General features: G+C 53.4%; 13 protein-coding genes and 1 other annotated feature. Of the genes, 8 read left to right on the top strand and 5 right to left on the bottom strand.

What is annotated here, in order from left to right; all coding sequences use genetic code 11:
* The first annotated feature begins 1 nt into the window (after position 1).
* Positions 2-640, top strand: a complete 639-nt coding sequence (gene ompW / locus FN037_RS09235; protein WP_138361307.1) for an outer membrane protein OmpW — start codon at positions 2-4, stop codon at positions 638-640.
* 928 nt (positions 641-1,568) lie between these two features.
* The gene (locus FN037_RS09230; protein ID WP_142502070.1) at positions 1,569-2,306 is read left to right on the top strand and encodes a hypothetical protein; all 738 of its coding nucleotides are present in this window, start codon (positions 1,569-1,571) and stop codon (positions 2,304-2,306) included.
* A gap of 747 nt (positions 2,307-3,053) precedes the next feature.
* On the opposite strand, the gene trpA is transcribed toward FN037_RS09230, so the two are convergent.
* Genes trpA through FN037_RS09205 form a run of 5 tightly spaced genes read right to left on the bottom strand, consistent with a single transcriptional unit; the run spans position 3,054 to position 9,585 of the window.
* Entirely contained in the window at positions 3,054-3,863 is an 810-nt protein-coding gene (trpA, locus tag FN037_RS09225) for a tryptophan synthase subunit alpha (protein ID WP_138362654.1), read from the bottom strand.
* Positions 3,863-5,056 (bottom strand): tryptophan synthase subunit beta, encoded by a 1,194-nt coding sequence (gene trpB / locus FN037_RS09220; protein ID WP_138362655.1) that lies wholly within the window; start codon positions 5,054-5,056, stop codon positions 3,863-3,865. Before trpB ends, trpA begins: the two co-directional genes overlap by 1 nt.
* A gap of 9 nt (positions 5,057-5,065) precedes the next feature.
* The gene (trpCF, locus tag FN037_RS09215; RefSeq protein ID WP_138362656.1) at positions 5,066-6,424 is read right to left on the bottom strand and encodes a bifunctional indole-3-glycerol-phosphate synthase TrpC/phosphoribosylanthranilate isomerase TrpF; all 1,359 of its coding nucleotides are present in this window, start codon (positions 6,422-6,424) and stop codon (positions 5,066-5,068) included.
* Between the two features lie 3 nt (positions 6,425-6,427).
* On the bottom strand, positions 6,428-8,023 hold the full coding sequence (gene trpD / locus FN037_RS09210) for a bifunctional anthranilate synthase glutamate amidotransferase component TrpG/anthranilate phosphoribosyltransferase TrpD (RefSeq protein ID WP_138362657.1): 1,596 nt from the start codon (positions 8,021-8,023) through the stop codon (positions 6,428-6,430).
* Positions 8,023-9,585 (bottom strand): anthranilate synthase component 1, encoded by a 1,563-nt coding sequence (locus FN037_RS09205; RefSeq protein ID WP_142502069.1) that lies wholly within the window; start codon positions 9,583-9,585, stop codon positions 8,023-8,025. The genes trpD and FN037_RS09205 overlap by 1 nt, the downstream gene beginning before the upstream one ends.
* Positions 9,586-9,620: 35 nt before the next feature.
* Positions 9,621-9,716, bottom strand: a sequence feature (Trp leader region).
* A gap of 227 nt (positions 9,717-9,943) precedes the next feature.
* Here FN037_RS09205 and rnm point away from each other — a divergent pair.
* The 6 genes from rnm to FN037_RS09175 all read left to right on the top strand — a co-directional run bounded on the left by rnm (position 9,944) and on the right by FN037_RS09175 (position 16,600).
* Complete coding sequence (rnm, locus tag FN037_RS09200) at positions 9,944-10,813, top strand: RNase RNM (protein WP_142502068.1); 870 nt, start codon at positions 9,944-9,946, stop codon at positions 10,811-10,813.
* 9 nt (positions 10,814-10,822) lie between these two features.
* Entirely contained in the window at positions 10,823-11,443 is a 621-nt protein-coding gene (locus FN037_RS09195; protein ID WP_138362660.1) for an L-threonylcarbamoyladenylate synthase, read from the top strand.
* Between the two features lie 30 nt (positions 11,444-11,473).
* Positions 11,474-11,653 carry a hypothetical protein gene (locus tag FN037_RS09190; RefSeq protein ID WP_142502067.1) on the top strand — a complete coding sequence of 60 codons (180 nt, stop codon included), beginning with the start codon at positions 11,474-11,476 and terminating at the stop codon, positions 11,651-11,653.
* A 1,014-nt stretch (positions 11,654-12,667) separates the two neighbouring features.
* The gene (gene rluB / locus FN037_RS09185) at positions 12,668-13,549 is read left to right on the top strand and encodes a 23S rRNA pseudouridine(2605) synthase RluB (protein WP_138362661.1); all 882 of its coding nucleotides are present in this window, start codon (positions 12,668-12,670) and stop codon (positions 13,547-13,549) included.
* Between the two features lie 636 nt (positions 13,550-14,185).
* On the top strand, positions 14,186-14,950 hold the full coding sequence (locus tag FN037_RS09180; RefSeq protein ID WP_142502066.1) for an IclR family transcriptional regulator: 765 nt from the start codon (positions 14,186-14,188) through the stop codon (positions 14,948-14,950).
* Positions 14,951-15,055: 105 nt separating this feature from the next.
* Entirely contained in the window at positions 15,056-16,600 is a 1,545-nt protein-coding gene (locus FN037_RS09175) for an OPT/YSL family transporter (protein WP_241675662.1), read from the top strand.
* The last annotated feature ends 16 nt before the right edge of the window (positions 16,601-16,616 follow it).

Genomic DNA, 16,616 nt, shown 5'->3' with positions numbered 1-16,616 from the left:
AATGAAAAAATTAGCAGCGGCGTTTGTTATTCTGGGTAGTCTCTCTGCCAGTAGCGTTTCGGCTCATGAGGCGGGTGAGTTTTTTGTCCGCGCGGGGACCGCGACGGTAAGGCCGACAGAGGGTGCTGGCGGTACGTTGGGGAGTCTGGGGGGCTTTAATGTTAGCAATAACACGCAACTGGGCCTGACATTCACCTATATGGCAACGGATAATATCGGTGTTGAACTCCTGGCGGCGACGCCATTCCGTCATAAGGTCGGGACGGCGGCAACCGGTAACATTGCCACCGTTCACCATTTGCCGCCGACATTAATGGCCCAGTGGTACTTTGGCGATTCCAGCAGCAAGCTGCGTCCGTATGTTGGCGTGGGGATTAACTACACCACTTTCTTTGATGAAAGTGTCAACGACAACGGGAAAAACGCGGGGATATCGGACCTGAGCCTGAAAGATTCCTGGGGCGCGGCGGGACAAGTGGGGATGGATTACCTGATTAACCGTGACTGGTTGATTAACATGTCGGTCTGGTACATGGATATCGATACCACCGCGAACTATAAACTGGCTGGCGCTCAGCAGCACGACAGTGTCCGTCTGGATCCGTGGGTGTTTATGTTCTCTGCAGGCTACCGTTTCTAACGTCGTCTGCAAAACCGGTCATTGCATGGCCGGTTGCTGTAAGCCATAAAAAAAAGCCCGCACAAGTGCGGGCAAAAATACTGGAAGCAATGTGAGCAATGTCGTACCGAATACCTGAGTTGTTTACTCAACTATTCGGTAGTGAGAAAGATAATATTTCTCATTTGAGATATCAACCCCAACTTTTGTGCGGAAGCGATTTTTTTCAATCGGCGTTAAAAACGTCGCTGTTCGGGCTGCCCTCTGGCGGTCTGGTCGCTGTCATAGCTCCAGGGAAGTGTGGAAAGAGGGGCAGGGTAAAACATCGGTTCTGAAAGCCTGTAACCTCCTTCGCTAACGGCCCATCAACCAAACTGAGCGATGCATATGGTAGCAGTGCAGAACTGGGTTGATAGGGAACATTCCCGCTAAACCTCGCGATAACAATTCTGCCCGCGGGTTACGGTACACCCTGCCAACATGCGCTTTATATGAACGTTGCTGAAAAAGCTCGCATATAAATAAGGATTTTTTTCAGCGGTTCCTTCAGTGTGAGTGCTGTTTGCCCTGCGACTTAAATTAGTTGAGGCATATTACTATGCACAGAAATATTTAGTGGATTTATTAAAAGCGCCCATTTTAGGGAAAAATAGCGGCAATTTATGATTTACACAGGAATAAAGATATTTTTAATTTATGATATGAGTCCTGAAGAAACGGTCAGACGATTTTTTTGCGCGAACATTTAGATAGAAAAGTTGTGCAATTCATTTTGATTGTGATAAGAAATAGCAAATACATACCCTAAATTATTCGAGTTGCAGGAAGGCGGCGAGGCAGTGAATCCCCGGGAGCGTACTCCAGTACGAGACTGGGGTGAACGAGGAAAGCCAACGCACATGCAACTTGAAGTATGACGGGTATAACCAGATATTGACAAGGAATTGCTATGCATCGGTTTGGTAAAGGACACCAGGTTAAGGTTATATTCGGGGCAATAGCTATTGCCATCGTATTCTTTGTTACCGGATGTGGGATAATTGGTGATTCGGTCAATCATCTCCGCGCCGTTCAGTCTGAGCCCGGGGTTTTGTACCAACCGCAATTTTATGCCCGTGCAACGCCAGACGAGGTCAGAGCCGCTATTGCCGGGCACGCGTTGGAAAATGAGCGCTATAAAAAAAAATTCGTATCCACGCCAGATGCCTCCGTGATGGGCGGCATTGTGAAGCCACTGCGTATTTTCTGGCCGGAGTCAGAAGTTGTTGAGTCGCAAGCTTTGTTTCCCTTACAGGTGGCGGCTAAGAATACGCCATATCCTGAAGTTATCACTATCATGCTTGATGCAGGGGCATCCCCTGATCAGATTTATTTACCTGTTTATATAAGTAACAACATACTGAAAGATGAAATCGTTAACGTTCTTCTTCAACGAACTACTGCCGCTGCGCGTTGCGAGGCTTTACGCACTTATATCAGGGCAGGGAATGTGACGCGGATGGATTACTGTCTGGATTTGCCGGAGAGCACTTCTGTGCCTTTGTGCAGTGCGGATAATCTGCTTCGCCTGGCGTTGGCAGTCAAACAACCTGCTATCGCAGCGCGTTTAATGGAACGGGGTTTTGTGCTTCCCAGGGAGTCGGATTCGCTATCTTCCCCTGAACCATTAGCGCAGAAATTATTGTAAAAGCAAGGCATGGACCACCCCATATGGATCCTCAGTTTTCTTCAGTATATGCCCCTCTGCTTCGGGCGGCAGGTGCGCTGGCTGTTGAGTGATTCGTCTGAGCCATGAGGCTTGCTCTTATGGGTTGCCGATTTGCCGCGTTTAATACGACTAACCGTTCTGGCCTGCAATTCATAGGATTGAAGCTCATTATTTTTATTTAAATCAATGCGCGCGTTGAAAATAAGCGTATGAAAAATATTTTTTATCCATAACCAATCTGGAGAGGAACCATGGCAACTATAGGTTATGCGATCGCGACTTTATTATGGTTTGTTGGTGTATCTTTTGTGTTATGCATTCTATTTGCATATCTGATAGCCAGACATAGCAAGTCACACTTACAGGTATTTTACTTCACCGTGAATTATCTGGTGATTTATTGGTTCATTTCAATAGAGTTAAATATCAGCTATCTCTATCTGGAACTGTTCGATCTTCTTCCTTCACTGCTGATGTTACCAGTAGCGCACGCCATTTATTATCTTCGCACCCGAAAAAAACGACTTAATTTGATGGTTAAATAAGACGGGGCATTGTGCGGAAAAAAGAAGGGTGAATTATGCTGATTCTGCTCAGTATGCCGGTTGCCGCCATGACAACATCCAGCCCATATTCCGTCATAATGGGTGAATAATAGTGCGTGGAGAGTAGGCTGGAAATTTACAACAAAACTAGCCGCCCGGCGGGGCCGGACGGCTGGCGCGTTTATGCCGCCTTAGTGGCGGCTTTCAGGCTCTGCACAAAGGCTTTCAGTTCAGTCAGCATCGCCTGAGGATCGTTAACGTTGCGCTCGATGATTTTGACGATGGCGGAGCCGGAAATCGCCCCGGCGGCACCGGCATCAATCGCGGCCGCGACCTGTTCCGGCGCGGAGATGCCAAAGCCCTGTAGCGGCGGTGCGGCGTTGTACTCGGCCAGTTTCTCAATCAAATGGTGCAGCGGCAGCGCGGCGCGCTTTTCCGCGCCGGTCACTCCGGCACGGGACAACAGATAGGTGTAACCGCGACCATAGGAGGCAATCTGGCGCAGCAGGTCATCATCGGCATTGGGAGGACAGATAAAAATTGGCGCGATGTTATGACGTAGCGCAGCCTGGCGGAACGGCGCGGATTCTTCAACAGGCACATCGGCGACCAGTACGGAATCAACGCCCGCGCGTTCGCATGCGGCGTAGAATTCATCAATGCCCGGGCTGAACACCAGGTTGGCGTACATGAGCAGACCAATGGGGATCGTCGGATGCTTCTGTCGGATGGCGGTGATCATTTCAAAACATTGCGCGGGCGTTACGCCGGCAGCAAACGCGCGCAGGTTGGCGCCCTGAATCGTCGGACCATCCGCCAGCGGGTCGGAGAAAGGGATGCCCAGTTCCAGCGCATCAGCCCCCGCCTCAATCAGCGTATCGATAATCTTCAGCGACTGTTCAGGGGTTGGATCGCCAAGGGTGACAAAGGGAACAAACGCGCCTTCCTGGCGGGCTTTCAGTTGTGCAAACAGCGTTTCGTAACGTTCCATCAGATTTCCCCTCGCGCTTTCAGAATATCGTGTACGGTGAAGATGTCTTTATCGCCGCGGCCAGAAAGGTTAACCACCAGCAACTGCTCTTTTTCCGGGTTTTCGCGCATCATTTTCAGCGCATGCGCCAGGGCGTGAGAAGACTCCAGCGCCGGGATAATTCCTTCATGGCGGGAAAGCTCTTTAAAGGCATCCAGCGCTTCATCATCGGTAATCGATACGTAATCGGCCCGGCCGATGCTGTTGAGATAGGCGTGCTGTGGCCCGACAGACGGGAAATCCAGCCCGGCGGAGATGGAGTAGGATTCCTCGATCTGCCCGTCATCGGTCTGCATCATCGGCGATTTCATGCCGAAGTAGATACCTGTGCGCCCATGTTTCAGCGGCGCGCCGTGCTCGCCGGTTTCAATCCCGTGACCGGCTGGCTCTACGCCAATCAGGCCAACTTTCGTCTCGTCAATAAAGTCGGCAAACATGCCGATAGCGTTAGAACCGCCGCCGACGCAGGCGATAACCGCGTCTGGCAGGCGACCTTCCTGGTCAAGGATTTGCGTTTTGGTCTCTTCGCCAATCATGCGCTGGAATTCACGCACGATGGTCGGGAACGGGTGCGGACCGGCGGCGGTGCCAAGCATATAGTGGGCTTTTTCGTAGCTACCGGACCAGTCGCGCAGGGCCTCGTTACAGGCATCTTTCAGCGTTGACGAGCCGCTATGCACCGGAATCACTTCTGCGCCCATCAGACGCATACGAAAGACGTTCGGCGACTGGCGTTCGATATCTTTGGCGCCCATGTAGATGCGGCATTTCAGGCCGAGCAGGGCGCTGGCGAGAGCCGAGGCGACGCCGTGCTGGCCGGCGCCGGTTTCGGCGATAATTTCCGTTTTGCCCATCCTTTTCGCCAACAACGCCTGGCCGAGAACCTGGTTGGTTTTATGCGCGCCGCCGTGCAGCAGATCTTCACGCTTCAGGTACAGCGTGGTGCGCGTACCTTCGGTGAGATTACGGCATTTGGTCAGCGCTGTCGGGCGACCGGCGTAGTTCTTCAACAGGCCGGTAAATTCTGCCTGGAAGGCCGGGTCTTTTTGCGCGCTGACAAATGCCTCTTCCAGCTGGCGCAGGGCAGGCATCAGGATCTGCGGGACGTACATCCCGCCGAATTCGCCAAAATAGGGGTTCAGTAAAGTACTCATTATTGCTCCTTAATATGCGCGCAGCGTTTGAAACACCGAGGCCAGTTTGCTGGCATCTTTTATACCCGGCTGCGACTCCACGCCTGAATTAAAATCGAGTCCGGCACAGCCGCTTTTGGCCGCTTCCACACAGTTATCGGCGCCGAGGCCGCCTGCCAGCAGAACGTTACGCAGATCCTGCCCGTGCAGCAGAGACCAGTCGAAACGCTGCCCGCTACCGCCCTGGCCATTATCGAAAAGGTATTTGTCGACATGGTTCAGATTACGTTGCGGTAATGTTTCGCCAACGCTGAGGGCTTTCCAGATTTGCACTTTGCCGGGCAGTTCGGCGCGCAGGGCGTCGATATAGGCCTGGTCTTCGCTGCCGTGCAGCTGTACGGCGGCTAAGTTGAGGTTTTCCGCGCGGGCGACCACCTCTGGCACCGGCGTATTGCGGAACACGCCGACATAGTGCAGCGGGGCGCTGTCAATCACCGCTTTCGCTTGGGCCTCATTCACCACGCGCGGTGACGACGGGACGAAAATAAGCCCGCCGTAGACCGCCCCGGATTCAAAGGCAATCTGGGCATCCTGCGGACGGGTCAGGCCGCAGACCTTATTTTCACCAAGCAGTACGCGTTTTACGGCGGCGTTCAGATCATCGTGCGCCATCAGCGCCGAACCAATCAGGAAACCATTGGCGAAGTGGCTCAGTTCGCGTACTTCGGCATAGGTATGGATGCCGGATTCACTGATCACGGTGACGTCATGACCAAGCTTAGGCGCCAGCGTGCGGGTACGATTAAGGTCAATGGACATATCGCGCAGATTGCGGTTATTGATACCCACCACTTTCGCTTTCAGGGCAATGGCGCGTTCCAGTTCTTCTTCATTGCTGACCTCGGTCAAAACTCCCATATTGAGGCTGTGCGCGACGGCGGACAGCTGGCGATACTGTTCATCATCCAGTACCGAGAGCATCAGCAGACAGGCATCGGCCTGATAGTAGCGCGCCAGGTAAATCTGGTAAGGATCGATAGTGAAATCCTTACACAGAATCGGCTGCGGTGCGACTTTGCTGACGACAGGCAAAAAGTCGAAGCTGCCCTGGAAATATTTTTCATCACACAGCACCGAAATAGCCGAGGCGTAGTGCTTGTAGATCCCGGCGATAGTCGCCGGGTCAAAATCTTCGCGAATCAGGCCTTTTGATGGCGAGGCCTTTTTGCACTCAAGAATAAATGCGGTGCGGGTACCGGCAAGGGCGTCGTAAAAACTACGCTGCGTGGGTACCACCTCATTCTGAAAACTGGCTAATGGTTGTTGCTGTTTACGGGCTTCTACCCAAATCGCTTTGTCGGCAACGATTTTCGCTAACACGGTCTGCATTATTTACCCTCTTGCCGCTAATGCGGTTACTCTGTCATAGGCCGCTCCGCTGTGCAGCACATCAATAACTTGCTGCGCGTTGGCCTTCAGATCCTCATGGCCATATAAACGCATCAACATGGCGACATTGGCGGCAACAGCGGCTTCGTGAGCGGCTTCACCTTTACCTTGTAGCAAGCGCGTAAGAATGTCACGGTTTTCTTCCGGCGTGCCGCCTGCCAGTTGCTCCTGATGGTAAGGCGTCAGACCAAAGTCGGCTGCAGTCAACTGATAGCTTTTGATTTCGCCATTGTGCAGTTCAGCGACCACCGTCGGCGCATGCAGCGACACTTCGTCCATTCCTCCGCTATGCACCACCGCAGCACGCTGGTAGCCCAGTACACGCAGGGTTTCGGCAATGGGGAGCACCAGTTCCGGGCTGTAGACGCCAATCAGCGCCAGCGGCGGGTGAGCCGGGTTGATCAGCGGCCCGAGCACATTAAACAGGGTGCGGGTTTTAAGCTGCTGGCGGACCGGCATGGCGTGGCGGAACCCGGTGTGATACTTCGGCGCGAACAGGAAACAAACGCCCAGTTCATCCAGCGCCTGGCGAGATTTATCGGCGTTCATATCCAGATTGATACCGAATGCCGCCAGCAGGTCGGAAGAGCCTGACTTACTGGAGACGCTACGATTGCCGTGCTTTGCCACTTTCAGGCCGCAGGCGGCGGCAACAAAGGCGCTGGCGGTGGAAATATTGATGCTGTTGCTGCCGTCGCCACCGGTACCAACAATATCGGCAAACAGATAATCCGGGCGCGGGAAGGGGGCGGCGTTTTCCAGCAGGGCGGTGGCGGCCCCGGCAATTTCCTGCGGTTGTTCGCCGCGCACTTTCATACTCACCAGCGCGGCGGCCAGTTGTTCGGGTTTCACTTCGCCGCGTACGACGGCTGAAAATAGCAGGTGGCTTTCCTGCTGGCTCAGGGGTTCAGCCTGATACAGTTTTTCCAGAATCGGTTGCAGGGTATTGGTCTGCTCCAGCTTCTGCAGCGCCCAGGCCAGGGTTTGTTCCAGCAAACGCGCGCCCTGGGTGGTCAGAATCGACTCAGGATGGAACTGGAAACCACAAACGCGATCCGTATCGTGACGCACCGCCATGACCATGCCGTCAAAGTGGGCGTTGATGGTCAACCCTGCCGGGATGTTACTGCCGACCAGCGAGTGGTAGCGGGCGACCGGCAAGGGATTGCTGAGACCGGCAAACATCGCCTGGCCGTCATGTTCGATGCTTGAAGCCTTACCGTGGAGAATCTCACCGGCCTGGCCGACGTAACCGCCGTAGGCTTCCACAATCGCCTGGTGCCCAAGGCAGATGCCGATAATCGGCAGTTTGCCGCGCAGCCGGGTCAGCAGCTCCGGCATACAGCCCGCTTCGCTCGGTGTGCCTGGGCCCGGAGAGAGCATCAGTACCGGGTTTTTCATGGTGCCGATGCGCTCAATCAACGCTTGCGCCGGCACAGAGTTACGGTAAATCACCACGTTATGGCCGTTCGCCCGTAGCTGATCTGCCAGGTTATAGGTAAAAGAATCGATATTATCGAGCAGCAGAATGTCGGCCATTAGAAAGTCTCCTTCGCGTGATGGGCCTGGGCGATAGCGCGCAGCACCGCGCGAGCTTTATTACGGGTTTCATCCGCTTCTGACTGAGGAACGGAATCGAGAACAATGCCGGCACCGGCCTGTACCGTGGCAATGCCCTCCTGCACGTAGGCAGAACGGATCACGATGCAGGTATCAAGGTCGCCGTGAGCGGTAAAGTAGCCCACCGCGCCGCCGTAGCTACCGCGCCGCTTGCCTTCAGCGGCGGCGATAAGCTGCATCGCGCGAACTTTCGGTGCGCCGCTGAGGGTGCCCATGTTCATACAGGCGCGATAAGCGTGCAGAACGTCGAGATCGTTGCGCAGTTCGCCGACCACGCGGGAGACGAGGTGCATAACAAACGAATAGCGGTCAACTTTGGTTAAGTCGGCAACATAGCGACTGCCCGGCGTACAGATGCGCGCGAGGTCGTTACGCGCCAGGTCAACCAGCATCAGATGCTCGGAAAGTTCTTTATGGTCGGTACGCATCTCCAGCTCAATACGACTGTCGAGATCGCGATCCAGCGAACCGTCCGGGCGACGACCGCGCGGGCGGGTGCCGGCAATCGGGTAGATCTCAATCTGGCGGCTGGCGGCATCGTACTTCAGGGAGCTTTCCGGCGAGGCGCCGAACAGCGTGAAGTCATTGTCCTGCATAAAGAACATATACGGGCTAGGGTTACTCTTTTTCAGCACATCATAAGCGGCCAGCGGCGACGGGCAGGGCAGCGAGAAGCGACGTGATGGCACGACCTGGAAAATCTCGCCTGCACGGATGGCGCGTTGCATTTTACGCACCACGGCACCGTACTCTTCGTCACTCTGATCGCAGTCGCAGCGCATCTCGCTGACCGTGGTGACCGGCAGCGGCGCTGGCGGTTCATTTAACTGCTGACGAAGCTGGGCGATACGCTGTAACAGGCGCTGTTTTTCACTTTCCAGCGGCGTGAACAGGCTGGCCTGGATGTGGGTGTTTTTGGTCTGGTGGTCGATAATCAGCAGCGTTTCCGCCAGATAGAAGCAGTAATCGGGGCAGGCGGTATCACTTTTCAGCGGCGGCAGGTCTTCAAAACCGGCGACAAGGTCATAGGCGAACAGGCCGCCGAAGAACATCGCTTCACGCGCGTCCTGCGGTACGGTAATCAGATCCTGTAACAGGCGGAAAGCATCGAACACCGACAGCGAGCATAAGCGGGCGTCTTCATCTAACAGCGTACTGACCGGCGGGAAGGTCAATACCCGGCTAGTAGGCTGACGCTGATTATTGATACCGGCGGGAAGCGCGCTATCCAGCAGATCTAACAGCGCTGTGCCATTGGCGGAAAGCGCCTGAATGGTGACAGTGTCACCTAGTGCGGTAATGCGCAGCGCGCTATCAACCAGCAGCAGGCTTTTTAAATCATCTTTACTGTCGATGTCAGCGGATTCCAGCAGCAGCGTGGCCGGTCGTGCGCCGCATAACTGATGGAATAACGCCGTCGGATTTTCCCGATAGATGGCGTCGCTGGTGAGAAGCTCGAGTGCCGGTTTTGATGTTTGCATTATTGTTCTCGCCTGTTCGGTAGAAAAATTTGTCCAATAAAAAGCCCGCTCATTGGCGGGCCGGGTATCTGTATGCTGAGTGCAAAACGCGATTACGCTGCCCGATAACAGGACGCGCGCCACCAGCCGTGCAGAGTGATAAATAGCGTTTTCATTGCGGATACCCCTTCATGTGAACTTTCGTACTAGTTAACTAGTCCGAGGGATTAAAGTCAACCCCCGTTTGCAGATTTTCTCTGTGAGTCGGTATGATGATGCACTTATTCATATCCTTAATAACTTAAGTTGCCGTGCCGCAGTCAATCTGCCTGTGACTTAAAGTATGACGGGTACCGGTTTATGTCCAGCAGGAGTCATCTTGAGCAACACCCATTACGCAGTGATTTACGACCTGCATAGCCACACGATTGCCTCTGACGGACGACTGACACCAGAAGAACTTGTTCATCGCGCACATCAGATGCGTGTCCGTACGCTGGCGATTACCGATCACGATACCGTAGCGGCGATCCCCGCCGCGCAGGCGGAGATCGCGCGCGCCTCCCTGCCGTTGACGCTGGTCACCGGGGTGGAAATTTCTACTCTGTGGGAAAATCACGAAATTCATATTGTCGGCCTGAATATTGATATTGCCCATCCGGCGATGACCGCGCTGCTTGATGAACAGAAAGCGCGTCGTCAGAATCGCGCGCAACGGATTGCTGAGCGGCTGGAGAAAGCGCGGATCCCCGGCGCGTGGGAAGGTGCGCTGAAGCTGGCCGATGGTGGTGCGGTGACGCGCGGCCATTTTGCCCGTTTTCTGGTGGAGGCCGGCTATGCTAAGTGTATGGCTGACGTGTTTAAGAAATATCTTGCACGCGGGAAAACCGGTTACGTCCCTCCTCAGTGGTGTACAATAAAACAAGCAATTGATGTCATTCATCATTCCGGCGGTAAAGCGGTTATTGCTCATCCGGGTCGCTATGACCTCTCCGCCAAATGGTTGAAGCGACTGCTGGCCCACTTTAGTGAACTGGGGGGCGACGCAATGGAGGTCGCGCAGTGTCAACAGGCACCGCATGAGCGCGCCCGGCTTGCTGCATATGCCGTACAGTTTGGTCTTCTTGCATCGCAAGGGTCTGATTTTCATCAACCCTGTCCGTGGATCGAACTGGGACGTAAACTTTGGCTACCCGCTGGTGTAGAAGGAATCTGGCGTAGTTGGGAAGTGGCCACAGAACAACATTGAGAGGGAAGTATGAGCCAGTTTTTTTATATCCATCCGGAAAACCCGCAGGTGCGGCTGATTAACCAGGCGGTGGAAATTGTGCGTAAAGGTGGGGTTATCGTCTATCCGACCGACTCCGGCTATGCATTAGGCTGCAAAATTGAAGATAAAGGCGCGATGGAGCGGATTTGTCGTATTCGTGATCTACCTGATGGTCACAACTTTACCCTGATGTGCCGCGATTTATCCGAGCTATCGACCTATTCATTCGTCGATAACGTGGCCTTTCGGCTGATTAAAAATAATACGCCGGGCAACTATACCTTTATCCTCAAGGGGACCAAAGAGGTGCCGCGCCGGTTGTTGCAGGATAAGCGTAAAACCATTGGTATGCGCGTACCGTCTAATCCGATAGCTCAGGCGTTGCTGGAAACGCTCGGCGAGCCAATGCTTTCCACCTCGCTGATGCTGCCCGGCAGCGATTTTACTGAGTCCGATCCGGAAGAGATCAAAGATCGTCTTGAGAAGCAGGTGGATCTGATTATTCATGGCGGTTATCTGGGGCAGCAGCCGACGACGGTTATTGATCTGACCGACGACGTGCCAGTTGTGCTGCGTGAAGGCGTTGGTGACGTGAAGCCATTTCTGTGAGCACTGGCCTGTTTTCGCACAGGAATGGTGATGAACGGTGATTTTTTTTTGGTTTGCGCAGTGTTGTTGTGGCTGTTCAGCATTGCGTTGGCATGGGGCTTGCTGATAGTCATGGTATCCCCGGAGGGCGAGCGGGAGAAAATTTTCGGTTGGCCAGAAATTATTTTCTTCTTAAAAGGTGTTGACGCATTGTTATGCAATAAAACGTGAAATGAGTCAATTCCCTCTCTCTTCTGAAGAGAGGGAAAAACATGCTGGCGTTTTATTTCCTGGGTATCCTTATGCAGCCTGAATTGCGTGGTAACAGGGCCTGATAAATAATAAAAATGAACCTCTGGCAGGGAGATATCGCGATGCGCCGAGAGTCTGTTGAAATATTGTTATGAATGTATTGATAAGGTTTCAATAGTACATTCACTTCGTTGCTTTTTGTAACTAAAAAAAGCGCAAGTTAATTATTATCACGTATTTTCTGAGCCAGTACATGTGTCTTCAGTGCACGGGATAACGAGATGTTGGGTCATATTGAGCAGTGATTCAATTTCAGAAAGCTTGTTTCTTAATCTTACAGGAGAGGGCATGCTTTTTAATGAAAGGATGCAAATATTACCTTGCGAGACAACCATCGTAATCTCGGAAATCTTAATTATCATTTCATCATTATTACATGTTTTTATTTTTGCATAACAAACGTCACGAAGTTTAAGTGGTTCAATATTTTTCATTCTCAAGACTCATTTATGAATGAGACCGGGCATGTGAACTTATCCCAGGCCTTTGTTTTAATTGAATAATGAATGCAAAGGGTGAAAAACGAAACGCAAACTAAGAATAATCCTAAAAATTATAAATGGCAATACGATCTTACCCCTAATGATAAAAACTACGTAGGGGTCCACCGATGCCGTGGCCAATGATCTCTATGGTGCGACTATTCGTGCTGATACCGTTTCCGTAGACAGAAAATCTGCTGGCCATCGGTTCATCGTGAACAACGGGTTCTGTTGGCAAGCGCTGACATGACGGAACGCACAGAAGCATTCATCTTAAAGTTCGTGTATGATGTCGGCCCACGCCAGCAGGCACGTCTCAGTCGTTAGCGATAACGGTTCAGAGAACGGAAAAATATTTACAGAACAGGTGGCCAGGAAAGAGTTATTCCTGGCGTCCTGTTTTTCTATGTATACCACGACGCCTGGGAAGGCGACACCTTAAGGAAGCTCAATGAGCGAGAAACTACAAAAAGTGCTGGCCCGGGCCGGCCACGGCTCCCGCCGTGAAATTGAAGCCAAAATCGACGCTGGCCGCGTCAGCGTCGATGGCAAAATCGCCACCCTCGGCGATCGCGTTGAAATTGTTCCCGGTTTAAAAATTCGCATTGACGGTCACCTGGTTTCGGTGAAGGAGTCTGCGGAACAGATTTGTCGTGTGCTGGCTTATTACAAGCCCGAAGGTGAACTCTGTACCCGTAATGACCCGGAAGGGCGCCCGACGGTGTTCGATCGTTTGCCAAAGCTGCGCGGTGCGCGCTGGATTGCCGTTGGTCGTCTCGACGTCAATACCTGCGGCCTGCTGTTGTTCACGACGGACGGTGAACTGGCGAACCGCCTGATGCATCCGAGCCGCGAAGTTGAACGTGAATATGCGGTGCGCGTCTTTGGTCAGATTGATGAGGACAAACTTCGTCAGTTGTCCCGCGGCGTGCAGCTGGAAGACGGACCGGCGGCGTTTAAAACCATTAAATTCACCGGCGGTGAAGGGATTAACCAGTGGTACAACGTGACGCTGACCGAAGGCCGTAACCGTGAAGTTCGCCGCCTGTGGGAAGCCGTTGGCGTGCAGGTGAGCCGCCTGATCCGCGTGCGCTATGGCGATATTCCGTTGCCAAAAGGCCTGCCGCGCGGGGGCTATACCGAGCTGGATCTGGCGCAAACGAACTATCTGCGTGAACTGGTGGCGTTAACGCCGGAAACCGCCTCAAAAGTGGCTGTCGAAAAAGATCGTCGCCGTATGAAAGCGAACCAGATCCGCCGCGCAGTTAAGCGTCACAGTAAAGTAAGCAATAATACTCGTCGATCCAGCAGTCGTAATAGCAGTAACGGTTAATTATTTCAGTTCCGGCGGTTCGCCGGAACGCATCCTGTAATATAAACGCCTGTTTGAGTATGTCACTCTCAATGGGCAACGCGCAGTCCGCTGGTGAATGTGCCTCATGATAAATGAAGGATTGCGCCGTCTCCCGCCCCGCTTTTTTGTTAGCGCGATATGTTCACTTTCTCTTTTCTTGCGTGAGGCTCAAACCCTCCTGGACTGGCCCCATAGATCACCAGACACTTCACCTCTCTTAACATAATCAGGCCCTGAGCGACGTCGACGGCGTACGCCACACGAAAGAATTGCCATTATTCAGCAGACGACGGAGACCGGGCATGACATGTGTCTCATGTTGCTCAGACGCAGGGTATCAATGCAACCGGATCTTCAAATGGCGCGGCCAGTATAAAGGCGACTCTCTAATACGCGACATGAGGAGAATCGCGTTATCAGGCTGCATTAATTTTGTGCAATTTGTGAAGTCTCAGCGTAGTTTGCACCAAAATAGAGCAATATAATGAAGCCTTATTTTTATCCTCCCCCTTCATTTTACGATAATTCAATTGATTACAGATTGGCATTGATTTTGCTAAACCATTTAATGAATCCGTTTAATGAAACCATTGTACCATTTTATGGGACTTGCTGATGTCGATTTTAGAAACCACGGCCAACATCCTGAAACTGATGGTGGATCTGCAAAGCGGGATCCGGATCAGCGATGTGATTACGCATCTGAAGATGCCAAAAAGTACCGCTTCGCGGGTGATGAGTCAGCTTGAGTCTTATGGATATCTGGAAAAGGACCCTGTGCAGGGAACATTTCTGCCGGGGCCGCTGATTATGTCAGCCTCGCATCTGGTCAGTCGTCAAATGTCCCTGAGCGATCATGTCGATACCGCCCTGCGCAGTCTGTGTGAACGTACTGGCTACACCGGCTATATCTCAATGCTCGATAATCAAGAAATTCTGGTGCTACGGGTGATCCACGGTCGTCAGGCGCTGCCTGTCGTAACCTGGCCGGGTTCCCGCTCGCCTGCCTGGGGGACATCGACCGGACGCGCGTTGCTGTCGCGCTTCTCCGATATCCAACTGCATGACTTTTTTGCCAGCCCACAGGTGGTGTCGCAACTCAGCGGATCAAACCAGGATCTTAGTCTGCTGGTGGCTGCTGTCGCCCGCGCCCGTGATGCCGGGTATGCAACAGCGGTCAACGAATCCGTTGCCGATACAGCCTCTGTCAGCTGCGCGGTAGGCGACCCGGCCACACACGAAGCCGTGGCGTTCTGCCTGTCGTTTCCTCAGCATCTTGCCAGCCCTGAAGAGTTGCAACGCATCGCAACGTTACTGAAAGAAACGGCCATAACCATTGCCAGAAAAACGGGCGATACGCTGGTCGCCCATTCACTTTGATTTTTCTTTTGCCAATGCCAGGAGAACACCGTGAGTCAGATCGACCATTTAAAAACACCTGCAGATAAGAGCGAGTCGCATCCCCGCGCTTTAGCGCCGTCGACCCTGCTGCTACTGCTGTTGCTCAGCATCTTTGGCGCGGTAATCGGCGTGCAGTTGCTCACCACACTTGGGGTGACACCCAACACCTCGATTATTGGCGCGATGGTGGCAATGATTATTGCCCGCATCCCGCTTCAGTGTTTTGCCCGTTTTCGCTCTATCCATATTCAGAACCTTGCGCAGAGCGCCACCTCCGCCGCGACCTTTGGCGCGGCAAACTCGCTGCTGCTGCCTATTTCCATTCCCTGGCTATTTGGTCATGAAGAGATGGTGATGCCGATGTTCTTCGGCGTGGCGCTGGCGATGCTACTGGATGCCTGGCTGCTGTACCGCTTGTTCAACACGCGTATCTTTCCGGCTGAAGGGGCATGGCCGCCGGGGATTGCTGCTGCAGAATCCATCAAAGCGGGCGATCGAGGCGGCAAGCAGGCTGTGTTGTTGAGTACTGGTATCGTGATTGGCGCCATTGGCTCGTGGTTTAAATTCCCGATGGCGGCGCTTGGCACCGCGTTTATCGGCAATATCTGGGCGTTGGGTATGCTGGGCCTGGGCTTTCTGCTACGTGGCTATTCCGATCCGCTGTTTGGGATTGATATCAACAAACTCTATATCCCTCATGGGGTGATGGTAGGGGCGGGTCTGGTGGCGCTGTTCCAGATTGTCAAATTGATCCGTCAGAGTAATACCAGTAAAGCGCAGAGCAAGAGCAGTAGCGACCTGCTGGATCATGCGCAGAACGAGCAGATCGGTAAAACCATCCGCCTGGGCGCTTTCGGATTTATCGCCATTTCGGTGCTTATTGCGCTGGGTAGCGGCCTGTACGCGCACCTCACGCTGCCGTGGCTGATCGCTTTTATGCTTTACGCCGCATTTGCTGCCTTCCTGCATGAAATGATTGTGGGTCTTGCTGCCATGCACTCCGGCTGGTTCCCGGCTTTCGCCGTGGCGCTAATCACGCTGATTATCGGCATTTTGATTGGTTTTCCACCGGAAGCGCTGGCGATGCTGTGCGGCTTCTCCGCTGCAACCGGGCCGGCGTTTGCCGACATGGGATACGACCTGAAGGCAGGCTGGATCCTGCGCGGTAAAGGTCAGCACACCCGCTTTGAACTGGAAGGCCGTCGCCAGCAGTTGATTGCCGCGATTCTGGCCTTTGTGGTGGCGATGCCGGTCGTGCTGTTTATCTTCCGCGACTACTTCTCTCAGGGGCTGGTGCCGCCGGTAGCGAAAGTGTACGTCGCAGCCATTAAGGCGGGCGTATCGCTGGATATCGCCAAATCAATGCTGATCTGGGCCATCCCTGGCGCGATCATTCAGTTGATTGGCGGACCCGGTCGCCAGATGGGCGTCCTGCTGGCGACCGGGCTGTTAATCAATAATCCGCTGGCGGGTTGGGCGGTGATCATCGGTATCTCCATTCGCGCTATTGTACTGCGGGTAGGCGGCGAACCGGTTCGTCAAAAAATCGAGGTGCTGGCGGCGGGGCTTATCGCCGGTGATGCACTGTTCAGTTTCTTTAACTCAGTCCTGCCGGGCGGCAAAAAGTAATCACGTAATACAAAGG

It is taken from the genome of Klebsiella sp. 2680 (assembly GCF_900198535.1).
In the GTDB taxonomy this organism is placed as follows: Bacteria; Pseudomonadota; Gammaproteobacteria; order Enterobacterales; family Enterobacteriaceae; genus Klebsiella; species Klebsiella indica.
Note: the sequence above shows the minus strand (reverse complement) of the source record. Positions and strands in the feature narration are given on the sequence as shown.

What these genes read in the sequence shown, in the direction of transcription:
- ompW (WP_138361307.1), top strand. Translation starts at nt 2, where the DNA reads ATGAAAAAATTAGCAGCGGCGTTTGTTATTCTGGGTAGTCTCTCTGCC.
- FN037_RS09230 (WP_142502070.1), top strand. Translation starts at nt 1,569, where the DNA reads ATGCATCGGTTTGGTAAAGGACACCAGGTTAAGGTTATATTCGGGGCA.
- trpA (WP_138362654.1), bottom strand. Translation starts at nt 3,863, where the DNA reads ATGGAACGTTACGAAACGCTGTTTGCACAACTGAAAGCCCGCCAGGAA.
- trpB (WP_138362655.1), bottom strand. Translation starts at nt 5,056, where the DNA reads ATGAGTACTTTACTGAACCCCTATTTTGGCGAATTCGGCGGGATGTAC.
- trpCF (WP_138362656.1), bottom strand. Translation starts at nt 6,424, where the DNA reads ATGCAGACCGTGTTAGCGAAAATCGTTGCCGACAAAGCGATTTGGGTA.
- trpD (WP_138362657.1), bottom strand. Translation starts at nt 8,023, where the DNA reads ATGGCCGACATTCTGCTGCTCGATAATATCGATTCTTTTACCTATAAC.
- FN037_RS09205 (WP_142502069.1), bottom strand. Translation starts at nt 9,585, where the DNA reads ATGCAAACATCAAAACCGGCACTCGAGCTTCTCACCAGCGACGCCATC.
- FN037_RS09195 (WP_138362660.1), top strand. Translation starts at nt 10,823, where the DNA reads ATGAGCCAGTTTTTTTATATCCATCCGGAAAACCCGCAGGTGCGGCTG.
- FN037_RS09190 (WP_142502067.1), top strand. Translation starts at nt 11,474, where the DNA reads ATGAACGGTGATTTTTTTTTGGTTTGCGCAGTGTTGTTGTGGCTGTTC.
- rluB (WP_138362661.1), top strand. Translation starts at nt 12,668, where the DNA reads ATGAGCGAGAAACTACAAAAAGTGCTGGCCCGGGCCGGCCACGGCTCC.
- FN037_RS09180 (WP_142502066.1), top strand. Translation starts at nt 14,186, where the DNA reads ATGTCGATTTTAGAAACCACGGCCAACATCCTGAAACTGATGGTGGAT.